Here is a 16,333-nt window from a genome sequence, read left to right as displayed (position 1 = left end):
GCTGGATGGGCATCCAGTGCAATCGATTCATGCGAGCCCGTCATCAATGCGCCACGAATAAATCAATGGGGTTGTCGGCGGCACGACGAGCGGCGGGCCCTGCGGCTCGGTACATTCGCCGCATGCCCACCGCCGACCGCAAGCTTTCGATGACGCAGGTGCTCGCCTGCGGCGCCATGATCGTCACCCTCTCGATGGGCATCCGCCACGGCTTCGGCCTGTGGCTGCTGCCGATCACCCAGGCCCAGGGCTGGGACCGCGGCACCTTCTCTTTCGCCATCGCGATCCAGAACCTGTCCTGGGGCGTCATCGGCATCTTCGCCGGCATGCTGGCCGACCGCTTCGGCGCCTTCAAGGTGCTGATCGGGGGCACGCTGCTTTATGCGGCCGGCCTGGCGGGCATGGCGCTGTCACCGAACTCGACGATCTTCGCCCTGACGGCGGGCGTGCTGATCGGCGCCGCGCAGGCCGGCACGACCTACGCCGTGGTGTATGGCGTGATCGGCCGGCAACTGGACCCGGCCAAGCGTTCCTGGGCGATGGGCGTCGCGGCCGCCGCGGGCTCCTTCGGCCAGTTCCTGATGGTGCCGGTGGAAGGTTTCCTGATCCGCGGGCTGGGCTGGCAGCAGGCGCTGCTGGTGCTCTCGGTCGTGGTGCTGCTGATCATGCCGCTGGCCTTCGGGCTGCGGGAGCCCGGCTTCGCTGGCGGCGCCATCCCGCCGAAGCGGCAGCAGACGGTAGGCCAGGCCCTGGCCGAAGCCTTTCGCTACCCGAGCTTCCAGCTGCTGATGGCGGGTTACTTCGTCTGCGGCTTCCAGGTGGTGTTCATCGGGGTGCACCTGCCCAGCTATCTGAAGGACAAGGGCCTGTCGCCGGAAGTGGCCAGCTACGCGCTGGGCCTGATCGGGCTGTTCAATGTGATCGGGACCTATGTGGCCGGAACGCTGGGACAGACCGTGGCCCGCCGCAAGATCCTCGCGTGCATCTATCTCGGACGCGCGATCGCGATCTCGGTGTTCCTGTGGGCGCCGCTGTCGCCGCTGTCGGTGTACATCTTCGCTGCCGTCATGGGCATGCTGTGGCTGTCGACGGTACCGCCGACCAATGCCGCGGTCGCGCAGATCTTCGGCGTGGCGCACCTGTCCATGCTGGGCGGCTTCATCTTCTTCAGCCACCAGATCGGCTCCTTCCTCGGCGTCTGGCTGGGCGGCGTGCTGTATGACCGCACCGGCAGCTACGACGTCGTCTGGTACATCGCCATCGGCCTGGGCGTGCTGGCGGCCCTGGTGAACCTGCCCGTGCGCGAAGCGCCGATCGTGCGCGGCGCGCCGCAGCCTGCGTGACATGAGCCGCCGGGCCGCCCCAAGGCGAATCCCGCAGCGCGTAGCGCGGAGGGCAGCCGAATGAGCTTGCGCAGGAAGAAGGCCCTGGTCTACGGGGGTGCCGCGGCCCTGTTGGTCGCGGTGTTCGTGCTTTACACGCGGCCGCAGATGATGGTGGTGCTGGGCGACATGATCTGGGCGTGTTTCCAGTAGCCATGCACGGCACGCTGGCACCCTCTCCCTGGATCGTGCGCTGGACGCACCTGGTGCCCGCCGGCGGCGACGTGCTGGACCTGGCCTGCGGCGGCGGCCGCCACGTGCGCTGGTTCGCCGAGCGCGGGCATGCGGTGACGGCCGTGGATCGCGACAGTGCCGCGCTCGACACGCTGGGCAGCATCGCGGAAACGGTGGAGGCCGACATCGAAAACGGCCCGTGGCCGCTGGCCGGCCGGCAGTTCGCCGGCGTCATCGTCACCAACTACCTCTGGCGGCCGCTGTTCGCGCGGATCGCCGCCTGCGTGGCCCCGGGCGGCGTGCTGCTGCACGAAACCTTCGCCCTGGGCAACGAGACGGTGGGCAAGCCTTCGCGTCCGGATTTCCTGCTGGCGCCCGGCGAATTGCTGCGTGCCTATGGCGAGCTGCGCACGGTGGCGTTCGAGGACGGCTTCCTCGATGAGCCACCGCGCTTCGTGCAGCGGATCGCCGCGGTGCGGCCCGGGTCCGCCCCGGGGCCGGGCAGGTACGCGCTCTAGTTAGAATCGCCTATTCACGGAACACCCCCCATGACACCGATTACAGGCAGCATCGTCGCGCTCGTGACGCCGATGCACGACGATGGCAGCGTCGACTACGCGGCGCTGCGCAAGCTCGTCGACTGGCACATCCAGGAAGGCACGGACTGCATCGGCGTCGTCGGCACCACCGGCGAGTCGCCGACGGTCGATGTCGAAGAGCATCGCGAGATCATCCGCGTCTCCGTGGAGCAGGCGCGCGGCCGCGTGCCCATCATGGCCGGCTGCGGGGCCAACTCCACGCTCGAGGCGATCGAGCTGGCCCGCTACGCGCAGAAGGTCGGCGCCGACTGCCAGTTGCAGGTCGTTCCCTACTACAACAAGCCGACGCAGGAAGGCATGTACCGGCACTTCAAGGCGATCGCCGAGGCCACCGGCGACCTGCCCACGGTGCTGTACAACGTGCCGGGCCGCACGGTGGGCGACATGCTGCACGAGACCGTGCTGCGGCTGGCCGAGGTGCCGGGCATCATCGGCATCAAGGAGGCCACCGGCAACCTCGAGCGGGCCCAATGGCTGATCCGCGACGTGCCGAAAGGCTTTTCCATCTATTCCGGCGACGACCCCACCGCCGTCGCGCTCATGCTGTGCGGCGGCCAGGGCAACATCAGCGTCACCGCCAACGTGGCGCCGCGGCTGATGCACGAGTTGTGCGTGGCAGCGGTCGCCGGCGACTGCAAGCGCGCCATGGAGATCCAGCGCAAGCTGATGCCGCTGCACAAGCACCTGTTCGTCGAGGCGAACCCGATCCCCGTGAAGTGGGCCATGGCCCGCATGGGGCTGATGGGCGGCGCACTGCGCCTGCCGATGACACCGCTCACCCCTGCCTACGAGCCCGTGGTCGAAGGCGCGCTGCGCGCCGCCGGCCTGCTGGCGTGAGCGCAACGAATCCAAGAGGTATTTTCATGAAGTTGATCGCCAAGTTCGGCCTGCTCGCCCTGGCAGCCGCGCTGTCGGGCTGTTCGATGTTTTCGGTGCTCGAGGGCGACCGCATCGACTACAAGAGCGCCACCAAGGGGCCGTCGCTCGAGGTTCCGCCGGACCTCACGCAGCTGTCGCGCGACACGCGCTACGTCGTCGCGGGCGGTGCCGTCTCCGCCAACAGCTACCAGGTGGGGCAGGCCGTCCCCGGCTTGCCGACTGCTGCCACCGCCGTCGGCGACGTGCGCATCGAGCGCGCGGGCAACCAGCGCTGGCTGGTGATCAACCGCCCCGCCGACCAGCTGTGGGGGCCGGTGCGCGACTTCTGGCAGGAAAGCGGTTTCCTGCTGGCCATGGACCAGCCCAACCTGGGCATCATGGAAACCGACTGGGCCGAGAACCGCGCCAAGATCCCGACCGACTTCATCCGCAACTCGCTGGGCAAGCTGCTCGACTCGGCCTACTCCACGTCCGAGCGCGACAAGTTCCGCACGCGCCTGGAGCGCTCGCCCAATGGCGGCACCGAGATCTTCGTCAGCCATCGCGGCATGGTCGAGGTCTACAGCAACACGGAGAAAGACCAGACGGTCTGGCAGCCGCGTCCCGCGGACCCGGAACTGGAAGCCGAGTTCCTGCGCCGCCTGATGGTGCGCCTCGGCGTGCCGCAGGCGCAGGCCCAGGCGGCAACATCCGTGTCCTCCGACCGTCCGATCTCGCGCGTGACGGCGGTGAACAGCCAGCCCGCCGTCGTCATCGACGAAGGCTTCGACCGCGCCTGGCGCCGCGTCGGCCTGGCGCTGGACCGCACCGGATTCACGGTCGAAGACCGCGACCGCAGCCAGGGCACGTACTTCGTGCGCTACGTGCCGCCGAATCCGGACAAGAAGCAGCAGGGCTTCCTCGGCAAGCTGTTCAGCCGGGCCGAGAACGCCGAGCAGCCCCTGAAGTTCCGGATCAACCTGAAGAGCGAAGGCACGACCACCACGGTGTCCGTGTTCAACGCCAACGGCACGCCCGAGACGTCGCAGAACGCCCAGCGCATCGTGCAAGTGATCGCCGACGACCTGAAGTAACGGTGATCCGCTTCAAGAGCCTGGGCAGTGGCAGTTCCGGGAACGCCACCGTGGTCCAGGCGCGCGGCGGCACGCAGGTGTCGCACCTGCTGGTGGACTGCGGTTTCGGCATCCGCGACCTCGACAAGCGCCTGCGCGCCGCCGGCATGCTGGCCGACCAGGTCGATGCGATCTTCATCACCCACGAACACGGCGACCACATCGGTTGCGCGCGCCAGCTCGCGCTGCGCGAGCGCATTCCGGTGTACATGAGCGAGGGCACCTACGCGGCCATCGGCCAGCCGGACCTGGACGGGCTGCTGCGCATCGCCTGCGACGGCATGCTGTTCGAGGTGGGCGGCCTGCAGGTGCGGCCGTTCACGGTGCCCCACGATGCACGCGAGCCGCTGCAGCTGACGTGCACCGACGGCGACACCCGGCTGGGGGTGGTGACCGACCTCGGGCATGTCAGCGCGCACGTGCTGCAGGAGGTGGCGGGTTGCACCACGCTGCTGCTGGAATGCAACCATGACGAGGACATGCTGGCCGCCGGCTCCTACCCGCCTTTCCTGAAGCGGCGGGTCGGCGGCGGCTGGGGTCACCTGCCGAACAGCGCGGCGGCGTCGCTGGCGCAGGCAGTGCATGCGGCGGGACGCCTGAAGCAGGTGATGGCTGCGCACCTGAGCGAGCAGAACAACAAGCCGGAGCTCGCGCGGCACGCGCTGTCGACCGCGCTGAATTGCGGCGAGCAGGACGTGCTGGTCGCGGATGGCGCCAGCGGCAGCGCCTGGATCACGGCTTGAAGGATTGCCGGGGTCCGCTGTTCGCGGAACCCGGCCTACGAAGTCCGCCCCGCGGGAATTGCACTTTCGTAGGTCGGGTTCGACGAAGTCGACCCCGACATTCCAACGCCCATGAAAAAGGCCGCCCGAGGGCGGCCTTTCGCGCTTTTGGGAAAGCGGCTTAGGGCTTGGCGGCCGAAGCGGCGCCGGCAGCAGCGGACGCGGCGCCAGCAGCAGCGGAGGCGGCACCAGCGGCAGCGTCGGCTGCGGGGGCAGCAGCCGGGGCCGGGGCGGGAGCAGGAGCCGGGGCAGCGGCGGGGGCCGGTGCCGGAGCGGGCGCGGGCTCTTCCTTCTTGCCGCAGGCAGCCAGGGCAGCAGCAGCGATCAGGGAGGCGAGAACGAGCGATTTCTTCATTTCAGTTTCCTTGTAAGCGTGAGACAAAAACAGATCCGGAATATTTTGTCCAGGCGGTCGATGCCGCTCGTGACCGAGTTCAGAGGCTCGGGCCCCCTTTAGCTCAGCCAAACATTATAGCGGGAACAGGCGCGCCATCGGGCCACTCGGCGTGCCCGAATCACAGGCCGAGGGTGGTCGATGGAAAGGCCGGGCTCGATTTCGCCAGCCATTCGGCCAACCGCTCGCGCAACAGCAGGCGGCGTTCAGGCTCGCTGCCGCAATAGCCATTGCAACGATCGATGTCGAGCCGCTCCATCACCCAGCCGGGGCTCCACAGCGCACTCGGCAACTCGAGCGGATCCGCGCTCGGGCAGCCCATGGCGGTGACGATGTGCGACCACCGGCCGCGCCACTGCACGAAGCGCGCGTGCTGCCGCACCACGTCGTCGTAGCGCCGCGCCAGCAACGTGATCCGCCGTCCCGAGTGGGACCAGGCCAGCAGCGAGTCCATCACCGCGCGCTCGCCCAGCGGCCAGTCGCCAAAGCTCGGGTCGCTGAAGATGATTTCGCGCCAGCCCTCGTGCGCCGCATGGTCCAGCGCATCGCGGATGAGCTGGCGAAAGTCGGTCCGGCCTTCGAAACGCCTCGAATGCAAGGGCGGCAGCGCCGCGGCATCGTTGTCCCGGTCATCGCTCATCGGCAGCCTCCGTACCGGCATGCGCCCAGCCGGCTTCGCACCACGACAGCAGAAGCGCGCGGGCCCCTTCGCTGGCGCCGGCAAGCTCGCGCGCGTCGAGCCGGCGGTGGTCGGCCAGCCGCCGCATCAGCGTCGCATCGCGGCCCGCGGCACGCCAGGCCTCGCCATTGATGAAGACATGGCGCCGATCGTGCAGCATGCGGGTCCGCGCGTCCAGCACCAGGGCCCGCAGGCGGCGCGGCGCGCGGCCGGGCTCGAACCAGACGTTCGGCTTCGGCTCGGTCAGGTACTCGCCCAATGCGCGATCCAGCGCGGCGGGATCGCTCAGCGCGGCGGCGAGCGCCTCGCGGGCAAAGGTGGCCAGCCCTTCCGGGATCGCGCCCGGGGTGTCCGTCGCCAGCTGGCGGGCATCGCGGTAGATGCTCGCATCGCTGCCCTCCTCCGCGGCTTCGTCGGCGATGCGCTGCAGCAGCTCGCGCGCCAGTTCGTTGCGCGCCGGCGCCCGGAAGCCGATGGAATAGGTCTGGCAGTCGCCGCCCACCGCCACGCCGTCGTGCGCGTAGCGCGGCGGCAGGTAGAGCATGTCGCCCGGTTCGAGCACGAATTCCTCTTCGGCTTCGAAGTTGGCGAGGATCTTCAGCGGCACGCCTTCCTGCAGCTGCAGGTCGCGTTGGCGGCCGATGCGCCAGCGGCGCCGTCCCTGCGCCTGCAGCAGGAACACGTCGTAGCTGTCGAAGTGCGGGCCGACGCCGCCGCCGTCGGACGCGTAGCTGATCATCAGGTCGTCCAGCCGCGCCGCGGGGATGAAGTCGAATCGGTGCAGCAAGGCATGCGCGCGGGCGTCGTGCAGGTCGACGCCCTGCACCAGCAGGGACCACCGGGGTTGCTTGAGCGCCGGCAAGGCGCGGCGGGCGAACGGCCCGCGCTGCAGGCGCCAGCCGCGCCGCGGGTCCTGCGACACCAGGCGCGACTCCACCCCTTCACGCGCGGCCAGCGCGAACAGCTCGGCCGGTGGCAACAGCGGCTCGAACCCGGCCATGGCCTGGCGCACCAGCAGGGGCTTTTTCTGCCAGTGCCGGCGCATGAACTGGTCGGGAGTCAGACCGCCGAGCAGCGGGAGGGTTCGATCGGTGGGCATGGGAACTGCGACAATTCTCCTATGGAAATCACACCGCACTGCGTCGTGGCCCTGACGTGGACCCTGAAGGACACGCTGGGCGAAGAACTGGACACGCTGGAAGAGCCCGTCGAATTCCTGGTGGGCGGCAGGGACCTGCTCGCGAAGATCGAGGAGGCGCTGCAGGGCCATGAGCCCGGCGACCGGGTGGACTTGCACCTGGAACCGGAAGATGCTTTCGGCGACTACGACGAAAAGCTGGTGTTCCTGGAGCCCCGGAACGTGTTCCCGAAGGAACTGGAAGAAGGCGTCACCTTCGAGGGCATGCCCCCGGGGGCGTCCAGCCAGGACGCGCCGTCCGACGTGATCTACACGGTGACCGAGATCTATCCCGAACACGTGGTGCTGGACGGCAACCACCCCCTGGCAGGCATCGCATTGCGCCTGCAATTGAAGGTGGAAGCCGTGCGCGAGGCGACGGAAGACGAATACGAAGCGAAGACCCTCGGGATGGGCTTCTTCCGGATCGGCTAACTCCGATAGATCATGCCGTTGTCGATGCGCACGCGGTCGCCAATGCGCAGGTCACCCGTGGCCGGCACCTCGTAAGTGCGCACATATCCCTGGTCCGACCGCATCGTGATGCGATAGCCCGGTTGCGTGACGACGCCGGCATTGTTGTACGCGATGGCGTGGCCCACGCTGGCGCCGGCAACCCCGCCAAGCACCGTGGACGCGGCGCGGGCGCCGCCCGAACCGAACTGGTTGCCGATCAGCGCGCCGGCGATGCCGCCCACGACGGCGCCCATCGGATTGGGCGCTTGCCGGTAGACGGCGCCCACGGGCAGGTATTCGATGTTGACGATGCGGCCTGAGTCGGTGGCCACCACCGGGCCCGATGGCGCCGGATAAGGAGCCTGGCCGTAGGCGGGACCGCCATAGCCCGGGCCGGCGGGATAGGCGACACAGGCGCTGAGCATTGCAGTGGCAGCACCGATGGCCGCCAGGCGGGATAGGTTGCGCATGAAAAATCTCCTTGGTTCGATGATGGGCCGGGACCGCGGAATGTCCAGTTGGCCCCATACCGCCGATTGGAGCCACGGACGGGTAGGCACGCACGCGGGCAATCGCGTGCCTTGCTGTAGGAGACCGATGGGCGGGCTGTCGGCGTCGGCCCACGCCGGCGGGATCAGCCCTTGCCGGTCGAGCCGTAGCCGCCGGCGCCGCGCACCGTGGCGGGAAATTCGGTGACCACGTGGAAAGTTGCCTGCTGCACCGGCACGATCACCAGCTGGGCCAGCCGCTCCATCGGCTGCAGCGTGAACGCGGTGTCGCTGCGGTTCCATGCGCTCACCATGAGCTGGCCCTGGTAGTCGCTGTCGATCAGGCCGACCAGGTTGCCCAGCACGATGCCGTGCTTGTGGCCCAGCCCCGAGCGCGGCAGGATCAGCGCGGCGTAGCCCGGGTCCTTCAGCCAGATGGCGATGCCGGTCGGCACGAGCTGCCAGGCATTGGGCTGCAGGGTGAGCGGCTCATCCAGGCATGCGCGCAGGTCGAGCCCGGCGCTGCCCGGCGTCGCATAGGCCGGCAACTGGTCGGCCATGCGGGGATCGAGGATCTTGACGTCGACTTGCATCGTGAGGTTCAGCGTCGTTGAAGGCGTTGGGCGATCTCGGCGACCAGCCGCCGCGCGCAGTCGAGCTTGGAGGCGCGCGGCAGTTCCTGCACACCGTTCGCGTCGACCAGCAGCATCTGGTTGTCGTCCTGGCCGAAGGTCAGCGGGCCGATGTTGCCCACCAGCAGCGGGATGCCCTTGCGCTCGCGCTTGGCGGTGGCGTGCTTCACCAGGTCGTGGCTTTCGGCGGCGAAGCCGACGCAGAACAGCGCGCCGCTCTTCGCGCGCGCGGTCTTGGCCACCGTCGCCAGGATGTCCGGGTTCTCGACGAACGCCAGCGTCGGCGCGGCGCCGGAGCCGTCCTTCTTGATCTTCTGGTCCGAGTGCGTGGCGGGCCGCCAGTCGGCGACGGCGGCCGTGGCCACGAACACGTCGGCGCGCGCGGCTTCGCCTTCGGTGGCCGCCAGCATGTCGCGCGCCGATTGCACGTCGATGCGGCGCACGCCGCGCGGCGTGGGCAGGTGCACCGGGCCGGCGACCAGCACCACGTCGGCGCCGGCCTCGCGCGCCGCGCGGGCGATGGCGAAACCCATCTTCCCGGAGGAGTGGTTGGTGATACCGCGGATCGGGTCGAGCGCCTCGAAGGTGGGGCCGGCGGTGACGACGACCTTTTTCCCCGCCAACGCCTTCGGCTGGAAAAATGCGATCAGATCTTCGAGCAGCTCGTTCGGCTCGAGCATGCGGCCGTCACCGGTTTCGCCGCAGGCCTGGAAGCCGCTGCCGACGCCGAGGATGGTGGCGCCGTCGTCGGCCAGTTGCTGCATGTTGCGTTGCGTCGCCGGATGCGCCCACATCTCGCGGTTCATGGCCGGCGCGATCAGCAGCGGCACCTTGTCCACGGGCCGGGCCAGGCACATCAGCGAGAGCAGTTCGTCGGCGCGCCCGTGCACCAGCTTCGCCATGAAGTCGGCGCTGCAAGGGGCGATGAGGATGGCGTCGGACTGCCGCGACAGGTTGATGTGCGGCATGTTGTTCGGCTCGCGCGCGTCCCACTGCGAGGTGTAGACCGGGCGCCCGGACAGCGCCTGCATGGTGACGGGCGTGATGAACTGCTCGCTGGCTTCGGTCATCACCACCTGCACCGTCGCGCCCTCTTTCACCAGCGCCCGGCACAGTTCAGCCGCCTTGTAGCAAGCGATGCCGCCGGTGAGCCCGAGGACGATGTGCTTGCCGGCGAGGTCGTTCATGGGCGGAGTGTAATTGTCCGTCGGCCTGACTGCGCAAGAGGTGGTGCCGCGCATGCCCCTCACCCCAGCCCTCTCCCCGGAGGGGAGAGGGAGGAAGAGCGCGAAGCGAGCACGAGCAGCCACTCGGAGGGTGGGTTCGCGCAGCGACCCCGCCAATCCATGCGGCATTTCCGCACACTCCCGGCCTTGCCGCGTGCCCTGCCGAGGCCTTTCCTTATAATCTCGCTTTACCACCTCCTCGGGAGCGCACCCTCCCGACCTGACATGACCAAATTCGTCTTCGTCACCGGCGGTGTGGTGTCCTCCCTCGGCAAGGGAATCGCCTCAGCCTCCCTCGCAGCGATCCTGGAGTCGCGGGGCCTCAAAGTCACCCTGATCAAGCTCGACCCGTACATCAACGTGGATCCGGGCACGATGTCCCCCTTCCAGCACGGCGAGGTGTTCGTCACCGACGACGGCGCGGAGACCGACCTCGACCTGGGCCACTACGAGCGCTTCGTCACCACGCGCATGCGCAAGGCCAACAACTTCACCACCGGCCAGATCTACAAGTCGGTGCTGGAAAAGGAACGCCGGGGCGACTACCTCGGCAAGACGGTGCAGGTGATCCCGCACGTCACCAACGAAATCCAGGACTACATCCGCCGCGGCGCCGGTGTCGGGACGCCGAACGAAGTGGACGTGGCGATCGTCGAGATCGGCGGCACGGTCGGCGACATCGAATCGCTTCCTTTCCTGGAAGCCGTGCGCCAGATGGCACTGAAGCAGGGACAGAACAACGCGGCCTTCGTGCACCTGACCTACGTGCCCTTCATCAAGGCCGCCGGCGAGCTGAAAACCAAGCCGACGCAGCACACGGTGCAGAAGATGCGCGAAATCGGTATCCAGCCCGACGCGTTGCTGTGCCGGGCCGACCGCATGGTGCCGGAGGACGAGGCCGAGAAGATCAGCCTGTTCACCAACGTGCCGCGCTGGGGCGTGATCAGCATGCCGGACGTGGACACCATCTACAAGGTGCCGCGCCTGCTGCACGAGCAGGGCCTGGACGGCCTGATCTGCGACAAGCTGCGCCTGAACACGCCGCCCGCCAACCTGAAACGCTGGGACGACCTGGTGTACGAGGTGGAGCATCCGCGCGGCGAGATCAACATCGCCATGGTGGGCAAGTACGTCGACCTGTCCGACAGCTACAAGTCGTTGAACGAAGCGCTGCGCCACGCCGGCGTGAAGAACCACGTTCGGGTGAAGGTCGACTACCTCGACTCCGAGACCATCACGCCGGACATGGTGGGCAACCTCGCCAGGTTCGACGCGGTGCTGGTGCCGGGCGGCTTCGGCAAGCGCGGCATCGAAGGCAAGGTGGCCGCGGCGCGCTTCGCCCGCGAGAACAAGGTGCCTTACCTCGGCATCTGCCTGGGCATGCAGGTCGCCACCATCGAATTCGCGCGCGACGTCGCCGGCCTGCCCGGCGCCAACAGCACCGAGTTCGATCCGCACACCCCGCACCCGGTCATCGCGCTGATCACCGAGTGGCAGGACGCCGACGGCACGATCAAGACGCGCACCGAGCAGTCCGACCTGGGCGGCACCATGCGACTGGGCGCGCAGAGCTCCGACGTGGCCAAGGGTACGCTGGCCCACCAGATCTACGGCGACGTGGTCACCGAGCGGCACCGCCACCGCTACGAAGCCAACGTGAAATACCTGGACCAGCTGCGCAAGGCCGGGCTGGTGATCTCCGCGCTGACGCAGCGCGAGCACCTGACCGAGATCGTGGAATTGCCGCAGGACGTGCACCCCTGGTTCGTGGGCGTGCAGTTCCACCCGGAATTCAAGTCCACGCCGTGGGACGGCCACCCGCTGTTCAATTCATTCATCCAGGCCGCCTGCGAGCACCAGGCGGCCACCCAGAAGGCGGGCGGCAGCAAGCCGCTCAAGGCGGTGGCTTAAATGAAGCTTTGTGGTTTCGACGTGGGCCTCGAGCGGCCCTTCTTCCTGATTTCCGGCCCGTGCGTGGTCGAGTCCGAGCAGCTGCAGATGGACGTGGCCGGCCAGCTGAAGGAGATCACCGCGGCGCTCGGCATCCCCTTCATCTTCAAGAGCAGCTACGACAAGGCCAACCGCTCCTCCGGCACCAGCTTCCGCGGTCCCGGCATGGAAAAGGGCCTGGAAATCCTGGCCAAGGTGAAGCGCGAGCTGAAGGTGCCGATCCTGACCGACGTGCACTCCGAGGCGGAGATCTCGAAGGTCGCGGAGATCGTCGACGTGCTGCAGACGCCCGCGTTCCTGTGCCGGCAGACCGACTTCATCCGCGCCGTGGCGCAGTCCGGCAAGCCGGTGAACATCAAGAAGGGCCAGTTCCTCGCCCCCGGCGACATGAAGAACGTGATCCAGAAGGCCCGCGATGCCGCACGCGAGAAGGGCCTGAACGAAGACAATTTCATGGCCTGCGAGCGCGGCGCCAGCTTCGGCTACAACAACCTGGTCTCGGACATGCGCTCGCTGGCGATCATGCGCGAGACCGGCGCCCCGGTGGTGTTCGACGCCACCCACTCGGTGCAGTTGCCCGGCGGCCAGGGCACCAGCTCCGGCGGCCAGCGCGAGCACGTGCCGGTGCTGTCGCGCGCGGCGGTCGCCGTCGGCGTGGCGGGCCTGTTCATGGAAACGCACCCGGACCCCGCCAAGGCGCTGTCCGACGGCCCCAATGCCGTGCCGCTGAAGCACATGCGCGCGCTGCTGGAAACGCTGGTGGAGCTCGATCGCATCACCAAGAAGAACGGCTTCCTGGAGAACCACTTTGCCTAGCGCCTACATCCTCGCCAACGTCGACGTCAAGGACCCTGCCGCGTACGAAGAGTACAAGCGGCTGTCCACCATTGCCATGAAGGCGCACGGCGCGGAAGTCTGCGTGCGCGGCGGCAAGACCGAAGTGCTCGAAGGCGACTGGACGCCGCACCGCGTGGTCCTGCTGAAGTTTCCTTCCGTCGAGAAGGCGAAGGCCTTCTACGCCTCCACCGAGTACAAGGCGGCGATCGAAGCACGCAAGAACATCGCGGTGATGCGGATGGTGGTGATCGAAGGGGTTTGAATACGGGCAGCCGGACGCAGAAGGCGCAGAAGTTACGCAGAAGACGCAAGAAAATTCAGGAAAAGGTTTTTGGATTTCCTTCTGCGCTTTCTGCGGACTTCTGCGTCTTCTGCGTCCGGCAGTTGGGTTTTGGTTCTGAAAACTTGAAGAGAAACTGAATGAGCGCAATCGTTGACATCGTCGGCCGCGAGATCCTGGACTCGCGCGGCAACCCCACCGTCGAATGCGACGTGCTGCTGGAGTCGGGCACCATGGGCCGCGCGGCCGTGCCGTCGGGCGCTTCCACCGGTTCGCGTGAAGCCATCGAACTGCGCGACGCCGATCCCGCGCGCTATCTGGGCAAGGGCGTACTCAAGGCCATCGAGCACATCAACACCGAGATCTCCGAGTCCGTGCTCGGCCTCGACGCTTCCGAACAGAACTTCCTCGACAAGACCCTGATCGACCTGGACGGCACCGAGAACAAGAGCCGCCTGGGCGCCAATGCCATGCTGGCGGTGTCGATGGCCGTCGCGCGCGCCGCGGCCGAAGAGTCCGGCCTGCCCCTGTACCGCTACTTCGGCGGCATGGGCGGCTGCATGCTGCCGGTGCCGATGATGAACGTCGTCAACGGCGGCGCCCACGCCAACAACAACCTCGACCTGCAGGAGCTGATGATCATCCCCGTCGGGGCGCCCAGCTTCCGCGAGGCGGTGCGCTACGGCGCCGAGGTGTTCCACGCGCTCAAGAAGATCATCCACGACAAGGGCATGTCCGTCGCCGTGGGCGACGAAGGCGGCTTCGCGCCGAACGTGGAGAACCACGAAGCGGCGATCCAGATGATCCTGCAGGCCATCGAGAAAGCCGGCTACAAGCCCGGCGAGCAGATCGCGCTGGGCCTGGACTGCGCCGCCAGCGAGTTCTACAAGGACGGCATCTACGACCTGACGGCCGAAGGCCAGCGCATGAGCGGATCCGACTGGATCGGCACGCTCGAGAGCTGGGTCGGCAAGTACCCGATCATCAGCATCGAGGACGGCATGGCCGAAGGCGACTGGGACGGCTGGAAGCTGCTGACCGAACGCCTGGGCAAGAAGGTGCAGCTGGTGGGCGACGACCTGTTCGTCACCAACACGAAGATCCTGAAGGAAGGCATCGACAAGGGCATCGCCAACTCGATCCTGATCAAGATCAACCAGATCGGCACGCTGACCGAGACCTTTGCCGCCATCGAGATGGCCAAGCGCGCCAACTACACGGCCGTCATCAGCCACCGCTCGGGCGAGACCGAGGACTCCACCATCGCCGACATCGCGGTGGGCACCAACGCCGGCCAGATCAAGACCGGCTCGCTGAGCCGCAGCGACCGGATGGCCAAGTACAACCAGCTGCTGCGCATCGAGGAAGACCTCGGCGAGATCGCGCAGTACCCCGGCAAGGCCGCCTTCTACAACCTGCGGGGCATGTGACCAGCCGCGTCGTTGCCGCCCTCCTGATCGGCCTGCTGGCCGTGGTGCAGGCCCAGCTCTGGCTGGGCCGCGGCAGCGTCGGCGACGTCGCGCAGATGCAGCGCAAGCTGGACGAACAGAAAGCCAACAACGCCCTCGCCCAGCAAGCCAACGAGCGCCTGTCGGCCGAAGTGCGCGACCTGCGCGAGGGGCTCGAGACGGTGGAGGAAAAGGCGCGCGGCGAGCTGGGCATGGTCAAGCCCAACGAAATCTACGTGCAGATCGTGAAGTGATGCGCGCATCACGTGCGTATCCCCGCGCAGGCGGGGATCCAGGGCTGCCTTCGTGACGCACCGGATTGCCCTCCTCGGCGCGCAAGGCACCGGCAAATCCCAGCTCGCCCAGGAACTCGCAGCGCATCTCGACGGACTCGTCACAGTGGTGATCGAGGACGCCACGGCGCTCATGGCCGCGATCCATGCCGGCATGCCGCTGGACGATGCGGAGCTCCATCGCCTGGCCGCGGAGCACAAGCACCGCTACGACGCCACGCTGGTCACCGGCCTGGACCTGCCCTGGACGCCCGACGGCCTGCAGCGTGACCCGAGCCATTCGCGCGAAGACACCGACACGCTGGTGCGCTCACTGCTGCAACGCGCCGGCATCGGCTACCAGGTGGTCTACGGCCAGGGCGACCAGCGCCTGCACAACGCCCTCGCGGCGCTGCGCCCGACCGGCTTGCTGCCAGGCGCCCCGCAGCAGCAGGACGACCCGGGCAAGCCGTGGACGTGGAATTGCGAGAAGTGCAGCGATCCGGCTTGCGAGCACCGGCTGTTCACCCGGCTGACGAAGCAGCGCTGATCCTGCGGGCCAGCCGGTCCTGCCACGGGGCGCTCATCGCAGGGATATCCCGCACGTGCGCCACATGCTGCACGCCCGGCACCCGCCGGCGCACCACGATGTGGGAGCTGCCGCCGCACCAGATCGGCAGCCCTGCCGGCAGTTCGGCGCGCAATTGCTCCAGGCTTCGCTGCACGTGCGCCGGATTGGCGCTGGCGGTGAAGCTCAGGCCAACCACGTCGGCCTCGAAAGCCGAAGCGGCGGAGACCACCTGCCCGACCGGCACGCGGACGCCGAGCGAGGTGCACGCCCACCCCTCCAGCATGAACATGGCCTGGGCCATGAGCAGGCCCAGCCCATGCGACTCTTCCGGCAAGGTGGCCAGCAGCACGCGCGGCGCTTCGGCATCGGCGGGCGGCAGCCGGGCCAGGTGGGCGCGCAGCAGCACCTGCACCGTTTCGGTGTACAGGTGTTCCTCGAACACCTGGAGGCCGCCGCACGACCAGCCGTCGCCGACGACCGCGTTCATGCGCGGCAATTCGTCGCAAACGAATCCGGCAAGGCCCGCGCTGCGTATCCGAAGCTCGAGCATTTGCCGCAGGGCGACAGGATCATGGCTTCGCAAGGAATCGAGCACGACATCATCGGCGGCTGCGACCGCGTGCGCGCGGCCGGCCAGCGCGCCCGGCGCCGGCGCCTCGATCGCCGCGAGCTCCGCCGGCTCCAGCTGCACCAGCCGCCCGGGCCGGTAGCCCTGTGCCATGAGTTCCGCGATGCGCCGCAGCTTGCCGACCTGCTGCTGCGGATAGCTGCGCTCCCCGCGCGCGTCCCGACCCGGCTGCGGAAAGCCGTAACGGCGCTCCCAGATGCGCAGCGTGGCGCGTGCGATGCCGGTCGCCTGTTCGACCTCCGCGATCGGAATCCCCGTTGGCTGTTGTGCGATCGCGTCCATGCGGGATTGTGGCCCGGCTGGACGCGGGAATGTGCACCGCGCGTGAACAAGTCGCGGCTTCCGAGCGCTCGTCGCGGACCGATGG

General features: G+C 68.0%; 20 protein-coding genes. 13 read left to right on the top strand and 7 right to left on the bottom strand.

Going from position 1 to position 16,333, the window contains the following annotated elements; translation table 11 throughout:
* Positions 1 to 122: 122 nt before the first annotated feature.
* From WG902_RS17020 to WG902_RS16995, 6 genes are read left to right on the top strand one after another with little or no spacing between them, the layout of a single operon-like run.
* Positions 123 to 1,343, top strand: a complete 1,221-nt coding sequence (locus WG902_RS17020; protein WP_340061336.1) for an MFS transporter — start codon at positions 123 to 125, stop codon at positions 1,341 to 1,343.
* A 60-nt stretch (positions 1,344 to 1,403) separates the two neighbouring features.
* On the top strand, positions 1,404 to 1,535 hold the full coding sequence (locus tag WG902_RS17015; RefSeq protein ID WP_340061335.1) for a hypothetical protein: 132 nt from the start codon (positions 1,404 to 1,406) through the stop codon (positions 1,533 to 1,535).
* 2 nt (positions 1,536 to 1,537) lie between these two features.
* The gene (locus WG902_RS17010) at positions 1,538 to 2,074 is read left to right on the top strand and encodes a class I SAM-dependent methyltransferase (protein ID WP_340061611.1); all 537 of its coding nucleotides are present in this window, start codon (positions 1,538 to 1,540) and stop codon (positions 2,072 to 2,074) included.
* A 30-nt stretch (positions 2,075 to 2,104) separates the two neighbouring features.
* Positions 2,105 to 2,992: a 4-hydroxy-tetrahydrodipicolinate synthase gene (dapA, locus tag WG902_RS17005; RefSeq protein WP_340061334.1), complete on the top strand. Its 888-nt coding sequence runs from the start codon at positions 2,105 to 2,107 to the stop codon at positions 2,990 to 2,992.
* Positions 2,993 to 3,018: 26 nt separating this feature from the next.
* Positions 3,019 to 4,107: an outer membrane protein assembly factor BamC gene (bamC, locus tag WG902_RS17000; RefSeq protein WP_340061333.1), complete on the top strand. Its 1,089-nt coding sequence runs from the start codon at positions 3,019 to 3,021 to the stop codon at positions 4,105 to 4,107.
* 2 nt (positions 4,108 to 4,109) lie between these two features.
* Complete coding sequence (locus tag WG902_RS16995) at positions 4,110 to 4,889, top strand: MBL fold metallo-hydrolase (RefSeq protein ID WP_340061332.1); 780 nt, start codon at positions 4,110 to 4,112, stop codon at positions 4,887 to 4,889.
* A 160-nt stretch (positions 4,890 to 5,049) separates the two neighbouring features.
* Here the strand turns inward: WG902_RS16995 and WG902_RS16990 are convergent, their stop codons facing one another.
* From WG902_RS16990 to WG902_RS16980, 3 genes are all read right to left on the bottom strand, one after another.
* Positions 5,050 to 5,283: a hypothetical protein gene (locus WG902_RS16990; protein WP_340061331.1), complete on the bottom strand. Its 234-nt coding sequence runs from the start codon at positions 5,281 to 5,283 to the stop codon at positions 5,050 to 5,052.
* A 160-nt stretch (positions 5,284 to 5,443) separates the two neighbouring features.
* Positions 5,444 to 5,962: a hypothetical protein gene (locus WG902_RS16985; RefSeq protein ID WP_340061330.1), complete on the bottom strand. Its 519-nt coding sequence runs from the start codon at positions 5,960 to 5,962 to the stop codon at positions 5,444 to 5,446.
* The gene (locus WG902_RS16980) at positions 5,952 to 7,100 is read right to left on the bottom strand and encodes a JmjC domain-containing protein (protein ID WP_340061329.1); all 1,149 of its coding nucleotides are present in this window, start codon (positions 7,098 to 7,100) and stop codon (positions 5,952 to 5,954) included. The genes WG902_RS16985 and WG902_RS16980 overlap by 11 nt, the downstream gene beginning before the upstream one ends.
* Positions 7,101 to 7,121: 21 nt before the next feature.
* On the opposite strand from WG902_RS16980, the gene WG902_RS16975 reads away from it, so the two are divergent.
* Positions 7,122 to 7,613, top strand: coding sequence for an FKBP-type peptidyl-prolyl cis-trans isomerase (locus WG902_RS16975; protein WP_340061328.1), 492 nt, complete (start codon positions 7,122 to 7,124; stop codon positions 7,611 to 7,613).
* Here WG902_RS16975 and WG902_RS16970 read toward each other — a convergent pair.
* The 3 genes from WG902_RS16970 to coaBC all read right to left on the bottom strand — a co-directional run bounded on the left by WG902_RS16970 (position 7,610) and on the right by coaBC (position 9,941).
* A complete protein-coding gene (locus WG902_RS16970) occupies positions 7,610 to 8,104 on the bottom strand; it encodes an outer membrane lipoprotein (RefSeq protein ID WP_340061327.1) in 495 nt (164 codons plus the stop codon). The two genes, WG902_RS16975 and WG902_RS16970, sit on opposite strands and share 4 nt — an antisense overlap.
* A 164-nt stretch (positions 8,105 to 8,268) precedes the next feature.
* A complete protein-coding gene (gene dut / locus WG902_RS16965) occupies positions 8,269 to 8,715 on the bottom strand; it encodes a dUTP diphosphatase (RefSeq protein WP_340061326.1) in 447 nt (148 codons plus the stop codon).
* Positions 8,716 to 8,723: 8 nt separating this feature from the next.
* Positions 8,724 to 9,941 (bottom strand): bifunctional phosphopantothenoylcysteine decarboxylase/phosphopantothenate--cysteine ligase CoaBC, encoded by a 1,218-nt coding sequence (coaBC, locus tag WG902_RS16960; RefSeq protein WP_340061325.1) that lies wholly within the window; start codon positions 9,939 to 9,941, stop codon positions 8,724 to 8,726.
* 264 nt (positions 9,942 to 10,205) lie between these two features.
* Here coaBC and WG902_RS16955 point away from each other — a divergent pair, with 264 nt between their 5' ends.
* The 6 genes from WG902_RS16955 (at position 10,206) to WG902_RS16930 (ending at position 15,317) form a co-directional block, all read left to right on the top strand.
* On the top strand, positions 10,206 to 11,891 hold the full coding sequence (locus WG902_RS16955; RefSeq protein ID WP_340061324.1) for a CTP synthase: 1,686 nt from the start codon (positions 10,206 to 10,208) through the stop codon (positions 11,889 to 11,891).
* The gene (gene kdsA, locus WG902_RS16950; protein WP_340061323.1) at positions 11,892 to 12,746 is read left to right on the top strand and encodes a 3-deoxy-8-phosphooctulonate synthase; all 855 of its coding nucleotides are present in this window, start codon (positions 11,892 to 11,894) and stop codon (positions 12,744 to 12,746) included. It begins immediately after the preceding gene.
* Entirely contained in the window at positions 12,739 to 13,029 is a 291-nt protein-coding gene (locus WG902_RS16945) for a DUF1330 domain-containing protein (protein ID WP_340061322.1), read from the top strand. Before kdsA ends, WG902_RS16945 begins: the two co-directional genes overlap by 8 nt.
* A gap of 158 nt (positions 13,030 to 13,187) precedes the next feature.
* Positions 13,188 to 14,477 (top strand): phosphopyruvate hydratase, encoded by a 1,290-nt coding sequence (gene eno, locus WG902_RS16940; RefSeq protein ID WP_340061321.1) that lies wholly within the window; start codon positions 13,188 to 13,190, stop codon positions 14,475 to 14,477.
* Positions 14,474 to 14,749, top strand: a complete 276-nt coding sequence (locus tag WG902_RS16935) for a septum formation initiator family protein (RefSeq protein ID WP_340061320.1) — start codon at positions 14,474 to 14,476, stop codon at positions 14,747 to 14,749. The genes eno and WG902_RS16935 overlap by 4 nt, the downstream gene beginning before the upstream one ends.
* A gap of 52 nt (positions 14,750 to 14,801) precedes the next feature.
* Positions 14,802 to 15,317 carry an ATPase gene (locus WG902_RS16930; RefSeq protein WP_340061319.1) on the top strand — a complete coding sequence of 172 codons (516 nt, stop codon included), beginning with the start codon at positions 14,802 to 14,804 and terminating at the stop codon, positions 15,315 to 15,317.
* Here WG902_RS16930 and WG902_RS16925 read toward each other — a convergent pair.
* Positions 15,292 to 16,248: a MerR family transcriptional regulator gene (locus WG902_RS16925; protein WP_340061318.1), complete on the bottom strand. Its 957-nt coding sequence runs from the start codon at positions 16,246 to 16,248 to the stop codon at positions 15,292 to 15,294. The two genes, WG902_RS16930 and WG902_RS16925, sit on opposite strands and share 26 nt — an antisense overlap.
* Between the last annotated feature and the right edge of the window lie 85 nt (positions 16,249 to 16,333).

Source organism: Ramlibacter sp. PS3R-8 (assembly GCF_037572435.1).
Lineage (GTDB): Bacteria > Pseudomonadota > Gammaproteobacteria > Burkholderiales > Burkholderiaceae_C > Ramlibacter.
Note: the sequence above shows the minus strand (reverse complement) of the source record. Positions and strands in the feature narration are given on the sequence as shown.